The organism is Streptomyces sp. NPDC039423 (assembly GCF_055598725.1).
In genome coordinates this window covers 159,459-176,443 of the sequence record NZ_JBVKAH010000010.1, presented here as the reverse complement: position 1 = coordinate 176,443, position 16,985 = coordinate 159,459, and the positions used below count along the sequence as shown (strand labels likewise).

The 16,985-nt window shown below is 69.4% G+C and carries 18 protein-coding genes; 10 read left to right on the top strand and 8 right to left on the bottom strand.

The annotated features are described in order from the left end of the window. Positions 1 to 34 precede the first annotated feature (34 nt). From ACZ7LK_RS27815 to ACZ7LK_RS27805, 3 genes are all read right to left on the bottom strand, one after another. The gene (locus tag ACZ7LK_RS27815; protein ID WP_392276732.1) at positions 35 to 1,066 is read right to left on the bottom strand and encodes an alanine racemase; all 1,032 of its coding nucleotides are present in this window, start codon (positions 1,064 to 1,066) and stop codon (positions 35 to 37) included. Between the two features lie 63 nt (positions 1,067 to 1,129). Further along, positions 1,130 to 2,248 (bottom strand): lipid II:glycine glycyltransferase FemX, encoded by a 1,119-nt coding sequence (locus ACZ7LK_RS27810; protein ID WP_392276733.1) that lies wholly within the window; start codon positions 2,246 to 2,248, stop codon positions 1,130 to 1,132. A gap of 109 nt (positions 2,249 to 2,357) precedes the next feature. Beyond that, positions 2,358 to 2,672 carry a hypothetical protein gene (locus ACZ7LK_RS27805; RefSeq protein WP_392276734.1) on the bottom strand — a complete coding sequence of 105 codons (315 nt, stop codon included), beginning with the start codon at positions 2,670 to 2,672 and terminating at the stop codon, positions 2,358 to 2,360. A gap of 271 nt (positions 2,673 to 2,943) precedes the next feature. Between ACZ7LK_RS27805 and rpsF the strand changes: the two genes are divergently transcribed. The 4 genes from rpsF (at position 2,944) to rplI (ending at position 4,654) form a co-directional block, all read left to right on the top strand. Continuing rightward, complete coding sequence (rpsF, locus tag ACZ7LK_RS27800; protein ID WP_004950685.1) at positions 2,944 to 3,234, top strand: 30S ribosomal protein S6; 291 nt, start codon at positions 2,944 to 2,946, stop codon at positions 3,232 to 3,234. A 76-nt stretch (positions 3,235 to 3,310) separates the two neighbouring features. Then, positions 3,311 to 3,892: a single-stranded DNA-binding protein gene (locus ACZ7LK_RS27795; RefSeq protein WP_392276735.1), complete on the top strand. Its 582-nt coding sequence runs from the start codon at positions 3,311 to 3,313 to the stop codon at positions 3,890 to 3,892. Between the two features lie 61 nt (positions 3,893 to 3,953). Continuing rightward, positions 3,954 to 4,190, top strand: coding sequence for a 30S ribosomal protein S18 (gene rpsR, locus ACZ7LK_RS27790; protein ID WP_005315025.1), 237 nt, complete (start codon positions 3,954 to 3,956; stop codon positions 4,188 to 4,190). A 17-nt stretch (positions 4,191 to 4,207) separates the two neighbouring features. After that, positions 4,208 to 4,654: a 50S ribosomal protein L9 gene (gene rplI, locus ACZ7LK_RS27785; protein ID WP_392276736.1), complete on the top strand. Its 447-nt coding sequence runs from the start codon at positions 4,208 to 4,210 to the stop codon at positions 4,652 to 4,654. 139 nt (positions 4,655 to 4,793) lie between these two features. On the opposite strand, the gene ACZ7LK_RS27780 is transcribed toward rplI, so the two are convergent. Further along, positions 4,794 to 6,131 carry an MATE family efflux transporter gene (locus ACZ7LK_RS27780; protein ID WP_471143949.1) on the bottom strand — a complete coding sequence of 446 codons (1,338 nt, stop codon included), beginning with the start codon at positions 6,129 to 6,131 and terminating at the stop codon, positions 4,794 to 4,796. A 424-nt stretch (positions 6,132 to 6,555) separates the two neighbouring features. Between ACZ7LK_RS27780 and dnaB the strand changes: the two genes are divergently transcribed. Continuing rightward, positions 6,556 to 8,046, top strand: a complete 1,491-nt coding sequence (gene dnaB, locus ACZ7LK_RS27775) for a replicative DNA helicase (protein WP_392276738.1) — start codon at positions 6,556 to 6,558, stop codon at positions 8,044 to 8,046. 116 nt (positions 8,047 to 8,162) lie between these two features. On the opposite strand, the gene ACZ7LK_RS27770 is transcribed toward dnaB, so the two are convergent. Then, positions 8,163 to 8,636, bottom strand: a complete 474-nt coding sequence (locus tag ACZ7LK_RS27770; protein WP_392276745.1) for a MarR family winged helix-turn-helix transcriptional regulator — start codon at positions 8,634 to 8,636, stop codon at positions 8,163 to 8,165. 82 nt (positions 8,637 to 8,718) lie between these two features. On the opposite strand from ACZ7LK_RS27770, the gene ACZ7LK_RS27765 reads away from it, so the two are divergent. Then, positions 8,719 to 9,657: a quinone oxidoreductase family protein gene (locus ACZ7LK_RS27765; RefSeq protein WP_469464034.1), complete on the top strand. Its 939-nt coding sequence runs from the start codon at positions 8,719 to 8,721 to the stop codon at positions 9,655 to 9,657. Between the two features lie 157 nt (positions 9,658 to 9,814). On the opposite strand, the gene ACZ7LK_RS27760 is transcribed toward ACZ7LK_RS27765, so the two are convergent. Beyond that, entirely contained in the window at positions 9,815 to 10,378 is a 564-nt protein-coding gene (locus ACZ7LK_RS27760) for a dihydrofolate reductase family protein (RefSeq protein WP_392276747.1), read from the bottom strand. Positions 10,379 to 10,526: 148 nt separating this feature from the next. Between ACZ7LK_RS27760 and ACZ7LK_RS27755 the strand changes: the two genes are divergently transcribed. Further along, positions 10,527 to 11,903, top strand: a complete 1,377-nt coding sequence (locus ACZ7LK_RS27755) for a serine hydrolase domain-containing protein (RefSeq protein WP_471143947.1) — start codon at positions 10,527 to 10,529, stop codon at positions 11,901 to 11,903. A 68-nt stretch (positions 11,904 to 11,971) separates the two neighbouring features. On the opposite strand, the gene ACZ7LK_RS27750 is transcribed toward ACZ7LK_RS27755, so the two are convergent. Both ACZ7LK_RS27750 and ACZ7LK_RS27745 read right to left on the bottom strand, forming a co-directional pair. After that, on the bottom strand, positions 11,972 to 12,424 hold the full coding sequence (locus tag ACZ7LK_RS27750; protein ID WP_392276749.1) for a GNAT family N-acetyltransferase: 453 nt from the start codon (positions 12,422 to 12,424) through the stop codon (positions 11,972 to 11,974). Positions 12,425 to 12,458: 34 nt separating this feature from the next. Further along, positions 12,459 to 12,920, bottom strand: a complete 462-nt coding sequence (locus tag ACZ7LK_RS27745) for a MarR family winged helix-turn-helix transcriptional regulator (RefSeq protein WP_469464032.1) — start codon at positions 12,918 to 12,920, stop codon at positions 12,459 to 12,461. A 140-nt stretch (positions 12,921 to 13,060) separates the two neighbouring features. Here ACZ7LK_RS27745 and ACZ7LK_RS27740 point away from each other — a divergent pair, with 140 nt between their 5' ends. From ACZ7LK_RS27740 to ACZ7LK_RS27730, 3 genes are all read left to right on the top strand, one after another. Beyond that, on the top strand, positions 13,061 to 14,278 hold the full coding sequence (locus tag ACZ7LK_RS27740; protein ID WP_471143945.1) for an MFS transporter: 1,218 nt from the start codon (positions 13,061 to 13,063) through the stop codon (positions 14,276 to 14,278). Between the two features lie 41 nt (positions 14,279 to 14,319). Next, a complete protein-coding gene (locus ACZ7LK_RS27735) occupies positions 14,320 to 14,742 on the top strand; it encodes a GlcG/HbpS family heme-binding protein (RefSeq protein WP_471143943.1) in 423 nt (140 codons plus the stop codon). A 767-nt stretch (positions 14,743 to 15,509) separates the two neighbouring features. Next, positions 15,510 to 16,943, top strand: a complete 1,434-nt coding sequence (locus ACZ7LK_RS27730) for a globin domain-containing protein (protein WP_392276753.1) — start codon at positions 15,510 to 15,512, stop codon at positions 16,941 to 16,943. The last annotated feature ends 42 nt before the right edge of the window (positions 16,944 to 16,985 follow it).

Sequence of the window (16,985 nt, the reverse complement as noted above, 5' to 3'; positions counted from 1 at the left end):
GGACCGGCGTGGCCCCAGGGCGGGCGTACGGGACCTAGCGCTCGACCAGGCGGTCGAACTGCGTCGTGGTGTGCCGCAGGTGGGCGACGAGCTCGTCACCGACCTTGGGCTCCTGGGCGTCCGACGGGACGAACAGGATGGACACCTGCATGTGCGGCGGCTCGGCGAACCAGCGCTGCTTGCCCGCCCACACGAACGGCGACAGGTTGCGGTTGACCGTCGCCAGGCCGGCCCGGGCCACGCCCTTGGCGCGCGGCATCACGCCGTGCATCGCCTTCGGGGCCTCCAGGCCCACTCCGTGCGAGGTGCCGCCGGCGACGACGACGAGCCAGCCGTCGGAGGCCGCCTTCTGCTGCCGGTAGCCGAAACGATCACCCTTGGCGACGCGCGTGACGTCCAGGACCGCGCCCCGGTACTCCGTCGCCTCGTGGTCGCCCAGCCACAGCCGCGTACCGATCCGCGCGCGGAACCGGGTCTGCGGGAACTGCTGCTGGAGCCGGGCCTGCTCGTCGGCCTTGAGGTGGCTGACGAACATGGTGTGCAGCGGCAGGCGGGCCGCGCGCAGCCGGTCCATCCAGCCGATGACCTCCTCGACGGCGTCGGTGCCGTCCGTGCGGTCCAGCGGCAGGTGCAGGGCGAAGCCCTCCAGGCGGACGTCCTCGATGGCCGCGTGGAGCTGGCCGAGCTCGTGCTCGCCGATGCCGTGCCGCTTCATCGAGCTCATGCACTCGATGACGACCCGGGCCCCGACGAGGGCGTGGACGCCGTCCACGGACGACACCGAACGGATCACCCGGTCCGGCAGCGGGACGGGCTCCTCGCCCCGGCGGAACGGCGTGAGGACCAGCAGGTCGCCACCGAACCAGTCCTTGATGCGGGCCGCCTCGTACGTCGTGCCGACCGCCAGCATGTCGGCGCCGAAGCGGGACGCCTCCTCCGACAGCCGCTCGTGGCCGAAGCCGTAGCCATTGCCCTTGCACACCGGGACCAGGCCCGGGAACCGGTCGATCACGGTCTTCTGGTGCGCCCGCCAGCGAGCGGTGTCGACGTAGAGGGAGAGCGCCATGGCCGGCCCGGAACCTTTCTGTGGCTGCGGTGATACGAAGGTGACTACGAAGACTACGGAACGTCAGCGGCGGGACATGTACATGTCGAGCGCCTTGTGCAGCAGCTTGTTCAGCGGGAAGTCCCACTCGCCGATGTACTCGACGGCCTCGCCGCCCGTGCCCACCTTGAACTGGATGAGGCCGAAGAGGTGGTCCGTCTCGTCCAGCGAGTCGGAGATGCCGCGCAGGTCGTAGACGGTCGCGCCCATCGCGTACGCGTCGCGCAGCATGCGCCACTGCATCGCGTTCGAGGGCCGGACCTCGCGGCCGATGTTGTCGGAGGCGCCGTAGGAGTACCAGACGTGCCCACCGACGACGAGCATGGTGGCCGCCGACAGGTTCACGCCGTTGTGGCGGGCGAAATACAGCCGCATGCGGTTGGGGTCCTCGTTGTTGAGGACGGTCCACATGCGCTGGAAGTACGACAGCGGGCGGGGCCGGAACCGGTCGCGGACGGCCGTGATCTCGTACAGCCGCTGCCACTCGGCCAGGTCCTCGTAGCCGCCCTGGACCACCTCGACACCGGCCTTCTCGGCCTTCTTGATGTTGCGCCGCCACAGCTGGTTGAAGCCCTTGAGGACGTCGTCGAGCGAACGGTTCGCCAGCGGCACCTGGAAGACGTAGCGGGGCTGTACGTCGCCGAAGCCGGCGCCGCCGTCCTCGCCCTGCTGCCAGCCCATCTTGCGCAGCCGGTCGGACACCTCGAAGGCGCGCGGCTCGATGTACGAGGCCTCGACGTCCCGCAGCCGCTTGACCTCCGGGTCCTGGATGCCCGACTTGATCGCGGCCGCGTCCCAGCGGCGGATGACCACCGGCGGGCCCATCTTCACGGAGAAGGCGCCCTGGTTCTTCAGGTGCGCCAGCATCGGCTGGAGCCAGTCGTCCAGGTTGGGCGCGTACCAGTTGATCACCGGGCCCTCGGGCAGGTACGCGAGGTAGCGCTTGATCTTCGGGAGCTGGCGGTAGAGCACCAGGCCGGCGCCGACGAGCTGGCCGTCCTTGTCGAACCAGCCCAGGTTCTCCGAGCGCCACTCCGTCTTCACATCAGCCCATGCGGGGACCTGGCAGTGACTCGCCGCGGGCAGGGTCTGGATGTACGCCAGATGCTGCTCTCGGCTGATGGTCCTCAGGGTCAGGCTCATGCGGGGCGCTCCTCGGCAGGTGTGTCCCCATGGGTACAGGGGCTCCGGCTCTCGCGCCGAAGCCTACTGGCACCGAGGAGCGCCCCGACTGGCCGTACGCCAGGAGGGCCTAACCGAGCACGCCGCCGAACAGGCCGCCGTGTGCCATTCCCAGGCCCAGACCGATCGCCGAGGCGCCCATGCCGATGATCAGCAGGGTGCGCTCGCGTGTCGTCTCGGAGATGAACTGGCCGTACGCGCCGGTGACGATGCCGATCAGGCCCGTCCACGAGCTGATCAGGTGGAGGCTGTGGAACTGGGCCGTGATGAAGGCGACGGCGCCCAGCACCAGGGTCACCGCCATCAGCGTGTCCTGGAGCGGATGGGGTCTGCCGTCCGTGGCGAGCAGGGACGAGGTGGGGTGACGGTGGAATGCCTGGGCCATGAGGTACCTCCTGGCTGTGCCGGAAGGCGGCGCATCGTAGCGCCGCACGCACCCGATGTGTACAGATTGCGTCCCCTGACCACAGGATTTCAACCGGAAGCCGGTGTGCGGGTACTCTGTACGGTCTGCACCGGTGTCTGCCCATGTCCTGACCAGGGTCCCTCTTCGACGAGGGCGATTGTCAGTGGCGGCGGATACCGTTGCTCACGCATCACGACCCTCCTGCCACGGAACGACCGTGGCCGCTGAGTCCAAAGGAGGTGGGTTCCACATGCGTCACTACGAGGTGATGGTCATCCTCGACCCCGATCTCGAGGAGCGCGCTGTCTCCCCGCTGATCGAGAACTTCCTCTCCGTCGTCCGTGAGGGCAACGGAAAGGTCGAGAAGGTCGACACCTGGGGCCGTCGTCGTCTCGCTTACGAGATCAAGAAGAAGCCCGAGGGCATCTACTCGGTCATCGACCTGCAGGCCGAGCCTGCGGTCGTCAAGGAGCTCGACCGCCAGATGAACCTGAACGAGTCGGTCCTCCGGACCAAGGTCCTCCGTCCCGAGACCCACTGAGCCCTCTCGCTCAGAGGTCATCGGGTTCGAGTAGCAGCAGCAAGCAGCCAGAAGCAATCCCGCCGAGAGGTTCCCCATGGCAGGCGAGACCGTCATCACGGTCGTCGGCAATCTTGTCGACGACCCCGAGCTGCGCTTCACCCCGTCCGGTGCGGCGGTCGCGAAGTTCCGCGTCGCGTCCACTCCCCGCACCTTCGACCGCCAGACCAATGAGTGGAAGGACGGCGAAAGCCTGTTCCTGACCTGCTCGGTCTGGCGCCAGGCGGCGGAGAACGTCGCCGAGTCGCTCCAGCGAGGCATGCGCGTCGTCGTGCAGGGCCGGCTGAAGCAGCGGTCCTACGAGGACCGCGAGGGCGTCAAGCGCACGGTCTTCGAGCTGGATGTCGAGGAAGTCGGCCCCAGCCTCAAGAACGCCACGGCCAAGGTCACCAAGACCACCGGCCGCGGTGGCCAGGGCGGCTACGGCGGAGGCGGCCAGCAGGGCGGCGGCAACTGGGGCGGTGCCCCGGGTGGTGGCCAGCAGGGTGGCGGCGCTCCCGCCGACGACCCGTGGGCGACCAGCGCGCCGGCCGGCGGCCAGCAGCAGGGCGGTGGAGGCAGCTGGGGCGGAAGCTCCGGCGGTTCCGGCGGCGGCTACTCGGACGAGCCCCCCTTCTAGGCCCCCGGGCTTAGAAGCGCGGGCTCGTGCCCACACTTCTTGATCACACAGGAGATACACCATGGCGAAGCCGCCTGTGCGCAAGCCGAAGAAGAAGGTCTGCGCATTCTGCAAGGACAAGACCGCGTACGTGGACTACAAGGACACGAACATGCTGCGGAAGTTCATTTCCGACCGCGGCAAGATCCGTGCCCGCCGCGTCACCGGCAACTGCACGCAGCACCAGCGTGACGTCGCCACGGCCGTCAAGAACAGCCGTGAGATGGCGCTGCTGCCCTACACGTCCACCGCGCGATAAGAGAGGGTGACCGAAACATGAAGATCATCCTCAAGCACGAGGTCTCCGGCCTCGGCACCGCCGGCGACGTCGTCGACGTCAAGGACGGTTACGCCCGCAACTACCTGGTCCCGCGCGGTTTCGCGATCCGCTGGACCAAGGGTGGCGAGAAGGACGTGGCGCAGATCCGCCGCGCCCGCAAGATCCACGAGATCGCGACCATCGAGCAGGCCAACGAGATCAAGGCCCAGCTCGAGGGCACGAAGGTGCGCCTGGCCGTTCGCTCCGGCGACGCCGGCCGTCTCTTCGGCTCCGTGACCCCGGCGGACATCGCTTCGGCGATCACGTCCGCGGGTGGCCCCGAGGTCGACAAGCGTCGTGTGGAGCTCGGCTCGCCGATCAAGACCCTGGGTTCGCACCAGGTCTCCGTGCGTCTGCACGCCGAGGTCGTCGCGAAGCTCGGCGTCGAGATCGTCGCCGCCTGAGGCACTGAACTCAGCGGATCGCCCAGCGATCCTTGAGTGACACAGAAGGGCCGCACCTCCGGGTGCGGCCCTTCTGCGGTCCCGGAGCGCGTTGGTGCCTGCGCCGTGGGTCGCGTTTCACGTGAAACAACGGGTGGGGTCAGCGGGTGGCGCCGGTGACCACCCAGCGGCCGGATCGCATCCGCATCCACAACGTCAGCATCCGGACCGTCATCATCAGGCTCATGGCCCACCACAGCGCGGTCAGGCCGCCGCTGAGGGCCGGTACCAGCAGGGCGACCGGTGCGAACACCGCGAGCGTCACCACCATGGCCCCCGCCAGATACGGGCCGTCGCCGGCGCCCATGAGGACACCGTCCAGCACGAAGACCACCCCGGCGATCGGCTGGGCGAGAGCCACGACCAGCAGGGCGGGCAGGAGCGTGTCCCGGACCGTCTGGTCACCGGTGAACAACGGGATGAACAGGGGGCGTGCCAGCACGATGAGCACGCCGAGGAGGACGCCCGAGGCCACGCCCCACTCGACCATGCGCCGGCAGGCCCGCCGGGCCCCCTCGGCGTCTCCGGCGCCCAGGTACCGGCCGATGATCGCCTGTCCCGCGATGGCGATGGCGTCCAGGGCGAAGGCCATGAGGCTCCACAGGGACAGGATGATCTGATGGGCGGCCACATCGGCGTCCCCGAGCCGGGCGGCCACGGCGGTGGCGATCATCAGGACCGCGCGCAGCGCGAGCGTACGGACCAGAAGGGGAACCCCCGCCTGGGCGCTCGCCCGTATCCCGGCGGCATCGGGCCGGAGCGAGGCGCCGTGCAGCCGGGCTCCCCGGACGACCACGATCAGATAGGCGGCCGCCATGCCGCACTGGGCGATCACCGTGCCCCAGGCGGAGCCGGCAATACCGAGCCCGGCCCCGTACACGAGCCCGACGTTCAGCATCGCGTTGGCGGCGAAGCCGGCGATGGCCACGTACAGGGGAGTCCTGGTGTCCTGGAGGCCACGGAGCACACCGGTTGCGGCCAGCACGATCAGCATCGCCGGTATGCCGAGGCTGGAGATGCGCAGGTAGGTGGTGGCGTACGGGGCGGCGGTGCCGGAGGCGCCGAAGAGGTCGACCAGCCAGGGCGCCCCGGGCAGGGTGACGGCGATGACACCCAGGCCGAGCAGCAGGGCCAGCCAGATGCCGTCCATGCCCTGGCGGATGGCCGAGGGAAGGTCGCCGGCGCCGACCCGGCGGGCGACGGCCGCGGTGGTCGCGTAGGCGAGGAAGACGAAGACGCTCACCGCGGTGGCGAGGAGGGCGGCCGCGATGCCCAGACCGGCGAGCTGGGGGGTGCCCAGATGGCCGACGACGGCGCTGTCGACCATGACGAAGAGCGGCTCGGCGACGAGTGCTCCGAAGGCCGGCACGGCGAGCGCGATGATCTCGCGGTCGTGGCGGCGGCGTTCGCTCTTCGGTCGTGAGGGGGCCTGGGTCATGGGGGCAATCTAATCTTCCACAGGTAAGAGATGCAAGGGGCTTTGGATCCTTACCGATCACGGAGTTGACGCTTCGGGTGTGCGCCGTTTGTTCTGATCTTGAGCCGACGGCGAAAGTTTTTCTCCCCCACAGCCGGTGGATGGAAGAACAGCAGGTCAGAGGCGTCGTGGAGGTGGGGCTATGAGTTTGTCCACACGGCTGTCCCCCGGTCCGTGCACAGGTTCTGCGGGGTTCTCCACAGCATCTGGGTCTTCACCCACAGGCCCTGTGGATAACCAGATTGGCTGACGGTGCCCGCGGGCCTACCGTGGTCCGGCGCTCGACGCGCCAAAAGCGGAGTTGAGCCTCTCGCTTTGTCAGTGTCGTGCCGTAGAAAGAGTGGCACGGCGAGGGTCCGCGGAGCGGACGGGAGGAGGTGGGCCGGTGAGCATTCCCGAGCCCTTGGACGACCCCTGGGCCGACACCGGTCCCAGTGACCGTCTGCCCGTCACCCGTCAGCGCGGGAGTGACAGCCGCGGCCGCGGCCAGGGCCGCGACGAGCAGCACGAGCGGGGCAGCGAGAGCGGGCCCTGGGACAGCGGTGCGGGCGGCTTCGAGCGGGTGCCGCCGCAGGACCTGGACGCCGAGCAGTCCGTGCTCGGCGGCATGCTGCTCTCCAAGGACGCCATCGCGGACGTCGTGGAGATCATCAAGGGCCATGACTTCTACAAGCCGGCCCACGAGACGATCTACACCGCGATCCTCGACCTCTACGCCAAGGGCGAGCCGGCCGACCCCATCACGGTGGGCGCCGAGCTGACCAAGCGCGGAGAGATCAACCGGGTCGGTGGCGCGTCCTACCTCCACACCCTGGTCCAGTCGGTCCCCACGGCGGCGAACGCCTCGTACTACGCGGAGATCGTCCACGAGCGGGCGGTCCTGCGCCGGCTCGTCCAGGCGGGCACCAAGATCACACAGATGGGATACGCCGCCGACGGCGACGTCGACGAGATCGTCAACTCGGCGCAGGCGGAGATCTACGCGGTCACCGAGCAGCGCACCAGCGAGGACTACCTCCCGCTCGGCGACATCATGGAGGGCGCTCTCGACGAGATCGAGGCGATCGGTTCGCGCAGCGGCGAGATGACCGGCGTGCCGACCGGTTTCACGGACTTCGACTCGCTGACGAACGGCCTGCACCCGGGCCAGATGATCGTCATCGCAGCCCGTCCCGCCATGGGTAAGTCCACCCTGGCGCTGGACTTCGCCCGCGCGGCCTCGATCAAGAACAACCTGCCGAGCGTCATTTTCTCCCTGGAGATGGGCCGCAACGAGATCGCGATGCGTCTGCTGTCGGCGGAGGCGCGGGTGGCTCTGCACCACATGCGCTCCGGCACGATGACGGACGAGGACTGGACGCGTCTGGCCCGCCGTATGCCGGACGTGTCGCAGGCGCCGCTCTACATCGACGACTCCCCCAACCTGTCGATGATGGAGATCCGCGCCAAGTGCCGGCGGCTCAAGCAGCGGAACAACCTCAAGCTGGTCGTCATCGACTACCTCCAGCTCATGCAGTCCGGCGGCTCCAAGCGCGCCGAGAGCCGTCAGCAGGAGGTTTCGGACATGTCCCGAAACCTGAAGCTGTTGGCCAAGGAGCTGGAGATCCCGGTGATCGCCCTGTCCCAGCTGAACCGTGGCCCCGAGCAGCGGACGGACAAGAAGCCGATGGTCTCGGACCTCCGCGAGTCCGGCTCCATCGAGCAGGACGCGGACATGGTGATCCTGCTGCACCGCGAGGACGCCTACGAGAAGGAGTCCCCCCGCGCGGGCGAGGCGGACCTGATCGTGGCCAAGCACCGTAACGGCCCGACAGCCACCATCACGGTCGCCTTCCAGGGCCACTACTCCCGTTTCGTGGACATGGCCCAGACCTGATCGCGCCTGTTGTAGGTTCTCAAAACTTTCGGGTGATACGAGCCGTTTCTGCCCGCTCTCCTGACACTTGGGCGGGAAGGCTGCCTCGCTGTCTTCCCGGCATGCGTGGCGAGCTGCTATTCGCCACCTGGGCCGGTTTCGGCGCAGGGCTCATCCTGCTGGACTATGCGCGCGAGGAGACCCATGAGCTGGGTTCGCTCGGCAGGCGTCAAGCCGGCGGTCAGCTCATCGTTCGCCTCACGTCCCAGTTTCTCCGTCTGAAGCAGGCGGCGTTCCCCGCTCGGTGAAAGGGCGATGGCGTTCTTGCGGCGGTCCTTGGCGTCCGGCGTGCGGGTCACCAGGCCGTCGATCTGGAGGTCGTTGAGGATCGCGACCATGTCCTTGGGGTCGATGCTCAGGCTGCGGCCCAGCTCGGCCTGCGATACGGGTCCCAGTTCGGCGACGGCTGACAGCACGGCATGGTGCATCATCCGCATGCCCACCTGAGCGAGGGCCTCGGCGACGAGTCGGTGCCCCCGAGCTGCTGCGCGACCCAGGAGCCAGCTTGGAAGGGAGCGGATACGGGCGGGAGCGCTGGTGGTCTCGGACATAGGGCCAGACTAACCAGAAAATCATTGGGGCCACCTACGATTCTTTGCTATCGTTGGGTGACCCAATGACCTGGAGGTGTGCATGCGGCGGGTTCGTTTCTATGAGTACGGCGGTCCGGAAGTGCTCCGCGTCGAAGACGCGGAGGCTCCCAAGCCCGGCCCGGGGGAACTACTGGTTCGCACGGAAGCCATCGGCGTGACCCTTCCCTCTGTGCGCAAGGTTCGTGGAGAAGGCGGCAGGACGCCGCTACCGGGGGTCCTTGGAGGTGAGATCGCCGGAACGGTGATCGCACTCGGCCCGGAGGTGACGGATTTCCAGGTCGGCGACCGCATCACGTCGCTCACTTTCAGCGGCGGCTCGTATTCCGAACTGGCAGTCGCCCCCGGCCTCATGGCGAGCCGCATACCGGACGGAGCGAGCGCCGTCCAGGCCGTCGCGCTGGTGCGCAGTGGACACGTCGCCTTCGCCGCCCTCGCCACGGCCCGCCCCCTCGTGAGCGAGTCGGTCCTGATCACGGGCGCCGCGAGCGGAGTGGGGCATCTCGCGGTCCAACTGGCCAAGCTTCAGGGCATCGAACGGGTCGTCGCGGCGGTGAGTTCGCACACCAAGGCGGAGTTCCTCCGCGGTCTCGGCGCCGACGAGATCGTGACCTACGACAGCGAACACTGGGGGGAGCCGGTCGACGTCGTCCTGGACGGAGTCGGCGGAGATCTACTCCCACGCGCCGTCTCCGCTCTTGCGCCCGGCGGGCGACTCGTCTTCTTCAACTCGGGCGGCGGCACCGTTCCCGCCTTCGACCTCCTGGCAGGATCGAAAACCATCACCGGGCTCAGCATGGCGAGGTTTGCCGGCACTCACCGCGAGTTGTATGACCAGCATGGCGAAGAGCTGTGGAAGCTGACCCTGTCCGGACAGTTGCAGCCGGTCGTCCACGCCCGAATTCCGCTGGCTGACGTGGCACGAGCGCACGAGATCATCGAAGCCCGTGCCAACCTCGGCAAGGTCGTCCTGCTGCCCTGACGGTGATGCTGAGCCGCATCGGGAAACGCGTGGCCTCTGCGGGCGGGAGGCCCCCGCAGAGGAAATGACAACGCGTGGCCGCTGCGGCCGGGAGAGCCGGCGGATGGACGGCAGCAATGCCGCCAGGAGACTCGCCGTTCGGGGGCCTCGCTCTTGCTCAGCGCCTCGTCTCGTACCTGGTCAGGATCACGCCGCAGGGAAGCGTCCGCGTCTCCACCAGGTTCAGGTTCACCCAGTTGTCCAGCGCGGTGAAGAACGGCGTGCCGCCGCCCACCAGGACCGGCGCGGTGGCCAGCACGTACTCGTCGATCAGCCCGGCCCGCATGGCCGCCCCGGCGAGCGTCGCGCCGCCGATGTCCATCGGGCCGCCGTCCCCGGCCTTGAGCCGGGTGATCTCGGTGACCGCGTCGCCGGTGACCAGGCGGGTGTTCCAGTCGACCTTGTCGATCGTCGAGGAGAACACCACCTTCGACATGTCCCGCCAGCGGCGCGCGAACTCGCGCTCCGCCGGGGTGGCGTTGGGCTGCTGGTCGCCGGTCGGCCAGTAGGAGCTCATCGTCCGCCACAGCTTGCGCCCGTACAGCGACAGGTCGTTCGCCTGCAACCGGTCGGACCAGAACTGGAACAGCTCGTCGCTCGGCACGCTCCAGCCGATGTCGTCGCCGGGCGCGGCGATGTAGCCGTCCAGGGACACGTTCATGCCGTAGATCAGTTTCCGCATGGCGCCAGCCTTCCGTGAGTCGGTCTCACACGTACGGACCGACGCGGCGCGGGAAATCCATCGGCGCAGAAGATCGACATGCCATCGGCGGCGAGACCCTACAGCCGCGTGTTCGACGGCACGGGGGCGGGGCGGATAGACCTGGGGCATGACGTCATCCTTCGAAGCACTTCTCCCCGGTACCGAGCGCGCCCTGCTGCACCGGGTGGCGACCGCGCAGGCAGAGGGGCGGACGCCCTCCCTCGTCGGCGCGGTGGCCCGGGACGGCCGCATGGTCTGGGAGGGCGGCCGTAGCTGTGTCGTCGGGCATGCGCCCGACGCGGACACCCAGTACCGGATCGGGTCCATCACCAAGCCGTTCACCGCCGTCCTGGTGATGCGACTTCGCGACGAAGGCTTGCTCGATCTGGGCGACCCGCTGGAGAGGCACCTGCCCGGGACGGGCGTGGGCGACGTGACGATCGCTCAACTCCTTTGTCACAGCTCCGGATTGGCGGCCGAGTCGCCCTCCCCGTGGTGGGAGCGGACCCCTGGGACGGGTCGCCCGGCCCTTGCCGACGTACTGGGTGAGCGGCCGGTGCTGCACCCGGCGGGGCGGCGTCACCACTACTCCAACACCGGGTACACCCTGCTGGGTTCTTTGGTCCAAGCGGTGCGGGGAGTGCCGTGGGAGGAGGCCCTGGCGGTCGAGGTCCTGGAGCCCCTGGGGCTGGAGCGTACGACCATCCGCCCCGTGACGCCGCACGCCGGTGGCTGGGCCGTGCACCCGTGGGCCGATGTGATGCTGCCCGAACCGTTGGAGGACCTCGGCTTGATGGCGCCCGCCGGGCAATTGTGGTCCACGGCGGCGGACCTCTGCCGGTTCGCCGCGTTCCTGGCGGAGGGGGACGAGCGGGTGCTCGGCGCGGAGACGCTGCGCGAGATGCGCACCCCTGCCGTGGCTCCCGAGGCGGGGGACTGGGACGGCGGCTACGGGCTCGGGTTGCAGCTGGTCCGGCGGGACGGGCGTGCCCTGGTGGGGCACAGCGGATCGCTGCCGGGTTTCGTCGCGGGTCTGTGGATGAGCGTCGAGGACGGGGTCGCCGCGGTGGTGCTGGCCAATGCCACCTCGGGTCCTCTGCCGGGGGTGGTCGCCGCCGACCTCGTACGGATCGTGGCGGAGGCGGAGCCGCGTATGCCGGCGCCCTGGCGGCCGCTGCCGGAGATCGATCCCACGCTGTTGGAGCTGACCGGGCCCTGGTACTGGGGTACCTACTCCTATGGGCTGCGCGTCCTTGCGGGCGGTGGCGTCGAGCTGTGCCCCTTGCGGAGTCCGGGGCGCGCCTCCCGTTTTCGCGCGGAGCCCGACGGGACCTGGACCGGCCTGGACGGCTACTACGCGGGGGAGACCTTGCGTGTGGTGCGGCGCGAGGACGGCTCGGTGAGTCACCTCGACGTCGGCTCGTTCGCCTTCACCCGCGAGCCGTACGGGCCGGAGGACGCGGTGCCGGGCGGTGTCGACCCGGACGGCTGGCGTGGTCTCTGAGCCGGAGATGTTTCACGTGAAACGGCGCCCCGGGCCCGGGGCGCCGTTTCACGCGTACGGCCTGGGTGTCACAGCGCCAGTTTGAAGCCCAGGTGCGAGGCCTCGAAGCCGAGGCGCTCGTAGAAGCGGTGGGCGTCGGTGCGGCTGGCGTCGGACGTCAACTGCACCAACTGGCACTGCTCGCGCCGGGAGGCAGCGATGCCCCACTCGATGAGCTGGGTGCCGAGACCGCGACCGCGTTCATCGGCGTGTACCCGGACCCCCTCGATGATCGACCGGGTGGCGCCCCGCCGGGACAGTCCGGGGATGATCGTGAGCTGAAGGGTCCCGACGACGCGCTCTTCGCGCACGGCCACGACCAGGTGCTGGTTCGGGTCGTCCGCCAGCCGCTCGAACGCGGCGGTGTACGGGGCGAGGTCGTCGGGCGTCTCGCGCAGCGCCCCCAGGGGGTCGTCGGCGAGCATGGCGACGATCGCGGGGATGTCGGCGGGAACGGCCGGCCTGATCTCAAGATCGCTCATGGGCGCAGGCTACGGGCCCATGAGCCCGCTCGGGTCAGCCCACCGGTACGTGCAGTTCCTCCACGGCCCTGACCAGGGGAGCCAGCTCCGGGTTCTTCGCGGCCTCGTCGAGCGCTTCCCGCAGCGCGGCGTCATTGGTGGGCCGGGCCTCGGCGAGCAAGGTCAGCCCGGCCTCGGTGACATCGGTGTAGATGCCGCGTCGGTCGGTGTCGCAGAGGTACCGCGTGAGCAGACCGCGGTCCTCGAGGCGGGTGACGAGCCGGGTGGTGGCGCTCTGGCTGAGGACCACCGCGTCCGCCACCTGCTTCATCTGGAGATGCCCCCCCGGCCCGTTGTGCTGCCGGCTCAGGACGTCGAGCAGAGAGAACTCGCGCACGCTCAGCCCGTGCTCCGACTCCAGCGCGCGCTCGATATGTGCCTCGATCTTGCCGTGGAGCAGGGAGAGCGCACACCAGCCCTGGGAGAGGGCGGTCAGTGCCGGATCGGTGGCTGTCATGGGATCTCTCCTCGGTCCAGGAGCGGCTTGTCACCAGGATAGACGACGGACGCAATAGCCCGCGCTTGCAATTAACCCGCGTCTGCAATTATTGTGGACGCTCGTAAGGTGCAGACGCAATCTTCTGGAAGGTGTACTCCATGCCGCTCGCGCTACTCGCCCTCGCTATCGGGGCCTTCGGTATCGGGACCACCGAGTTCGTGATCATGGGCCTTCTCCCCCAGGTTGCGGCTGACTACCAGGTGTCGATCCCGACCGCCGGCTACCTCGTCACGGGCTATGCGCTGGGGGTCGTCCTCGGCGCCCCCCTGATGACCGTCCTCGGCACCCGGGTCTCCCGCAAGCGCATGCTGATGGTGCTGATGGGGCTGTTCATCGCGGGCAATGTCCTGTCCGCCGTAGCCCCTGTCTTCGGGCTCATGCTGGCCGGCCGCGTGGTCGCGTCCCTCGCGCACGGAGCGTTCTTCGGCATCGGGTCGGTCGTCGCCGCCGACCTCGTCGCTCCGGAGAAGAAGGCCGGCGCCATCGCGATGATGTTCACCGGGCTGACCGTCGCCAATGTGGTGGGCGTGCCCGCCGGGACCTTCATCGGCCAGACCGTCGGATGGCGCGTGACCTTCTTCGTCGTCGCCGCCCTCGGCGTCCTCGGCCTGCTGGGCGTCGCCAAGCTGGTGCCTGAGCAGCCCAGGCCCGAAGGCGTCCGCCTGCGCCACGAGCTCGCCGCGTTCCGCAACATCCAGGTGCTGTTGGCCATGGCGATGACCGTGCTGGGCTTCGGCGGCGTCTTCGCCGCGATCACCTATGTCACCCCGATGATGACCGAGGCCGCGGGCTTCGCCGAGTCGTCCGTCACCTGGCTGCTCGTCCTCTTCGGCCTCGGCATGGTCGGCGGCAACCTGGTCGGGGGCAAGCTCGCCGACCGCGCGCTGATGCCGCTGCTCTATGTGTCGCTGGGGGCGCTCGCCCTGGTGCTGGCACTCTTCACCGTCACCGCGCACCACCGGATCGCGGCCGCGGTCACCATCTTCCTGATCGGTGCGCTCGGCTTCGCGACCGTGCCGCCCTTGCAGAAGCGGGTCCTCGACCAGGCCTCCGGCGCCCCCACTCTGGCGTCGGCGGTGAACATCGGCGCCTTCAACCTCGGCAACGCGCTGTCCGCCTGGCTCGGCGGCATCGTCATCGCGGCGGGCCTCGGTATCACCGCCCCGAACTGGGTCGGCGCCGCCCTGGCCGCCTCAGCCCTGGCGCTGGCCGTCCTCTCCAGCGCCCTGGAGCGCCGGGACGTGCGGCGTGGCAGCCGGATCGTCGCCGGGGCCGCCGCCCCCGAGGCGGTCGCCGTCCCCGTGACGCAGCACTGACCCGTTCCCCGCCCCACCCGTCACCAGCAAGGAGCCCCCTCATGAGCACCACCACTGCCGTCGCCCCTCTGACCACCCAGGACGCCGAGACCCTCGTGGACACGGCCCGTCGGGCCGCCGAAGCGGCCGGGATCACCGTCGCCGTCAGCGTTCTGGACGCGGGCGGTCACCTGCTGGCCTTCCGCCGCGACGACCGCGCCGTCCTGATCGCCGGTGAGACCAGCACGCGTAAGGCGTTCACCGCTCTCCAGCTCGACGCCCCGACGGCCGACCTGGTCGAGGCCGTCCAGCCCGGCCGCCCGTTCCACAGCCTTCCCACCGCACTGGACCGTCCCCTGCTGTTCATCGCGGGTGGCGTCCCCGTCCACCGCGACGGCCGGCTGATCGGCGCCATCGGCGTCGGCGGTGGCGCCCCCGAGCAGGACCACGGCTTCGCCACCACGGCGGTGGAGGCCCTGGCCTAGAGGGTGTCTCGCCGATCGTGCCGGGCGCTCGACGCCGAACCGGTCTGATCGACACGCCCCCCTGGGGCGTTGGGGCGTCACCTACCGCTCCCCATACCCGTCCCACCGGCCCGCAGGAACCTCCGGCCGGGGGGACGGACTGTTTCCGGGCGCGCAGACGGCGGCCACGACGGGGTGTGACTCCAGGGCCTGGTGGCAAGAACCCGACGAGCGGGGCGCTTGCGTTGTTTCACGTGAAACACGGTCCACGGCACGGCTCGTGCAGGGTGCGGGTCTCGACGAAAGTGAAGAGCGCGAACCGACTCTGTGGAGGGTTGGGGGTGGAGCTGGACGCGTGCGTTGCCTACGGTGATTCCATGTCCGACGCGGAGATCTCCGGGGCAGCCCCGATAGGGGAATCACCGCGGCCCCTCATCCGTCCGGGCTTTCCCCCTACCCATTGACGGGAGGCGATCTCCGCAAGGCCTACGAACCGGTACGAGCCGACTGTTAGTTGCAGGACACGGCGGTAACGCAGCCTAACGAAATCCGGGGACGAAAACCGGGCTTTCCGTACTCGCTCCGACGAGTCCGCACCTCCTGCCACGCTGCGACCACGCCCCTGCGGTCGATGTCACAGCGCCCCCTAGACATCCCGTTCGGCAATGCGGTTAAGGGCTACTGTGGGCGGCGGGCAGCGACTACGGCGATAACGGCGAATTGAGGCACCTTCCGTTGCTGACGGAAGTGCACAGACCGACCGAAAGATGTTCGAGGCGAGGCACTCTATGGACGCTCCGACCACCATGTCGGCCGACAACGGTACTTCCGATGACAACGGCGGGGGCGGTGGCTGGTTCACACCGCGCAAGCCGGTCGGCGACGCGCTCGCCGGATCCGGCACCGCGCGGGCAGATGAGCACCGGGTGTCCGAGGCGGCCGCAGGTCGGGTTCCGGAGGAAGACCAGGAGCGCATAGCCGGCGGGCGGCAACCGCTCACGTCCATACGCAGGGTCGGCTCCGCCGCCACACGCACCGACGAGTCGGAGACGACCGGGGCCGAGCGCGACTCACCCGCCGCTCCCGAGCCGCCCGCGGCGGTCACCGAGACGGGCTCGCCCGACGCGGTGCGGGTCCGGCGGACGCTGGCCGAGATCGCGCCCGTGGCCGACAAGGTCACCTCGTACTTCTACGCCCTGCTCTTCATCCGCAGCCCCGAGCTGCGCGCACTCTTCCCGGCCGCCATGGAGGCCCAGCGGGACCGGCTGCTCAGAGCGCTGCTGACCGCCGCCGAGCACATGGACGACCCGGGGGTGCTCACCGACTACCTCCAGCACCTGGGCCGCGGCCACCGCAAGTACGGCACCGACGCCTCGCACTACCCCGCCGTCGGCGAGGCGCTCATCGGGGCCCTGAGCCGGTACGCGACGACGACCTGGGACGAGGAGACCGAGGCCGCCTGGGTGCGGACGTACACCACCATCTCCCAGATCATGATCGACGCGGCCGCCGAGAACGAGCGGCACGCGCCCGCCTGGTGGCACGCCGAGGTCGTCTCGCACGACCTCAGGACACCCGACATCGCGGTCGTCACGGTCCGCCCCGACCAGCCGTACCCCTTCCTGGCCGGGCAGTACACCAGCCTGGAGACGCCCTGGTGGCCACGGATCTGGCGGCACTACTCGTTCGCCTCCGCGCCCCGCTCCGACGGCTTGCTGTCCTTCCACGTGAAGGCGGTGCCGGCCGGCTGGGTGTCCAACGCCCTGGTCCACCGTGCCCGGCCGGGTGACGTCCTGCGCCTGGGGCCGCCCGCCGGGTCCATGACCGTCGACCACAGCACCGACAACGGCCTGCTCTGCCTCGGCGGGGGAACCGGGATAGCGCCCATCAAGGCCCTGGTGGAGGACGTCGCGGAGCACGGCGCCCGGCGGCCGGTCGAGGTCTTCTACGGCGCCCGCACCGACCACGACCTGTACGACATCGACACCATGCTGCGGCTCCAGCAGTCCCACCCGTGGCTGGAGGTGCGCGCGATCATCGACGGCAGGACACAGCTACCGGACGCGGTGCGCGAATACGGGCCGTGGAACGAGTACGACGCCTACCTCTCGGGCCCGGTCGGCATGATCCGCAGCGGGGTCGACGCGCTGCGAGGCGTCGGAGTGCCGCACGACCGCATCCGCCACGACTCGCTGGAAGAGCTGGTGGCGGCGGCCGACTGACGTCCCCGGGGGCCGACTGACGTCCCTGGGGGACCGACTGAC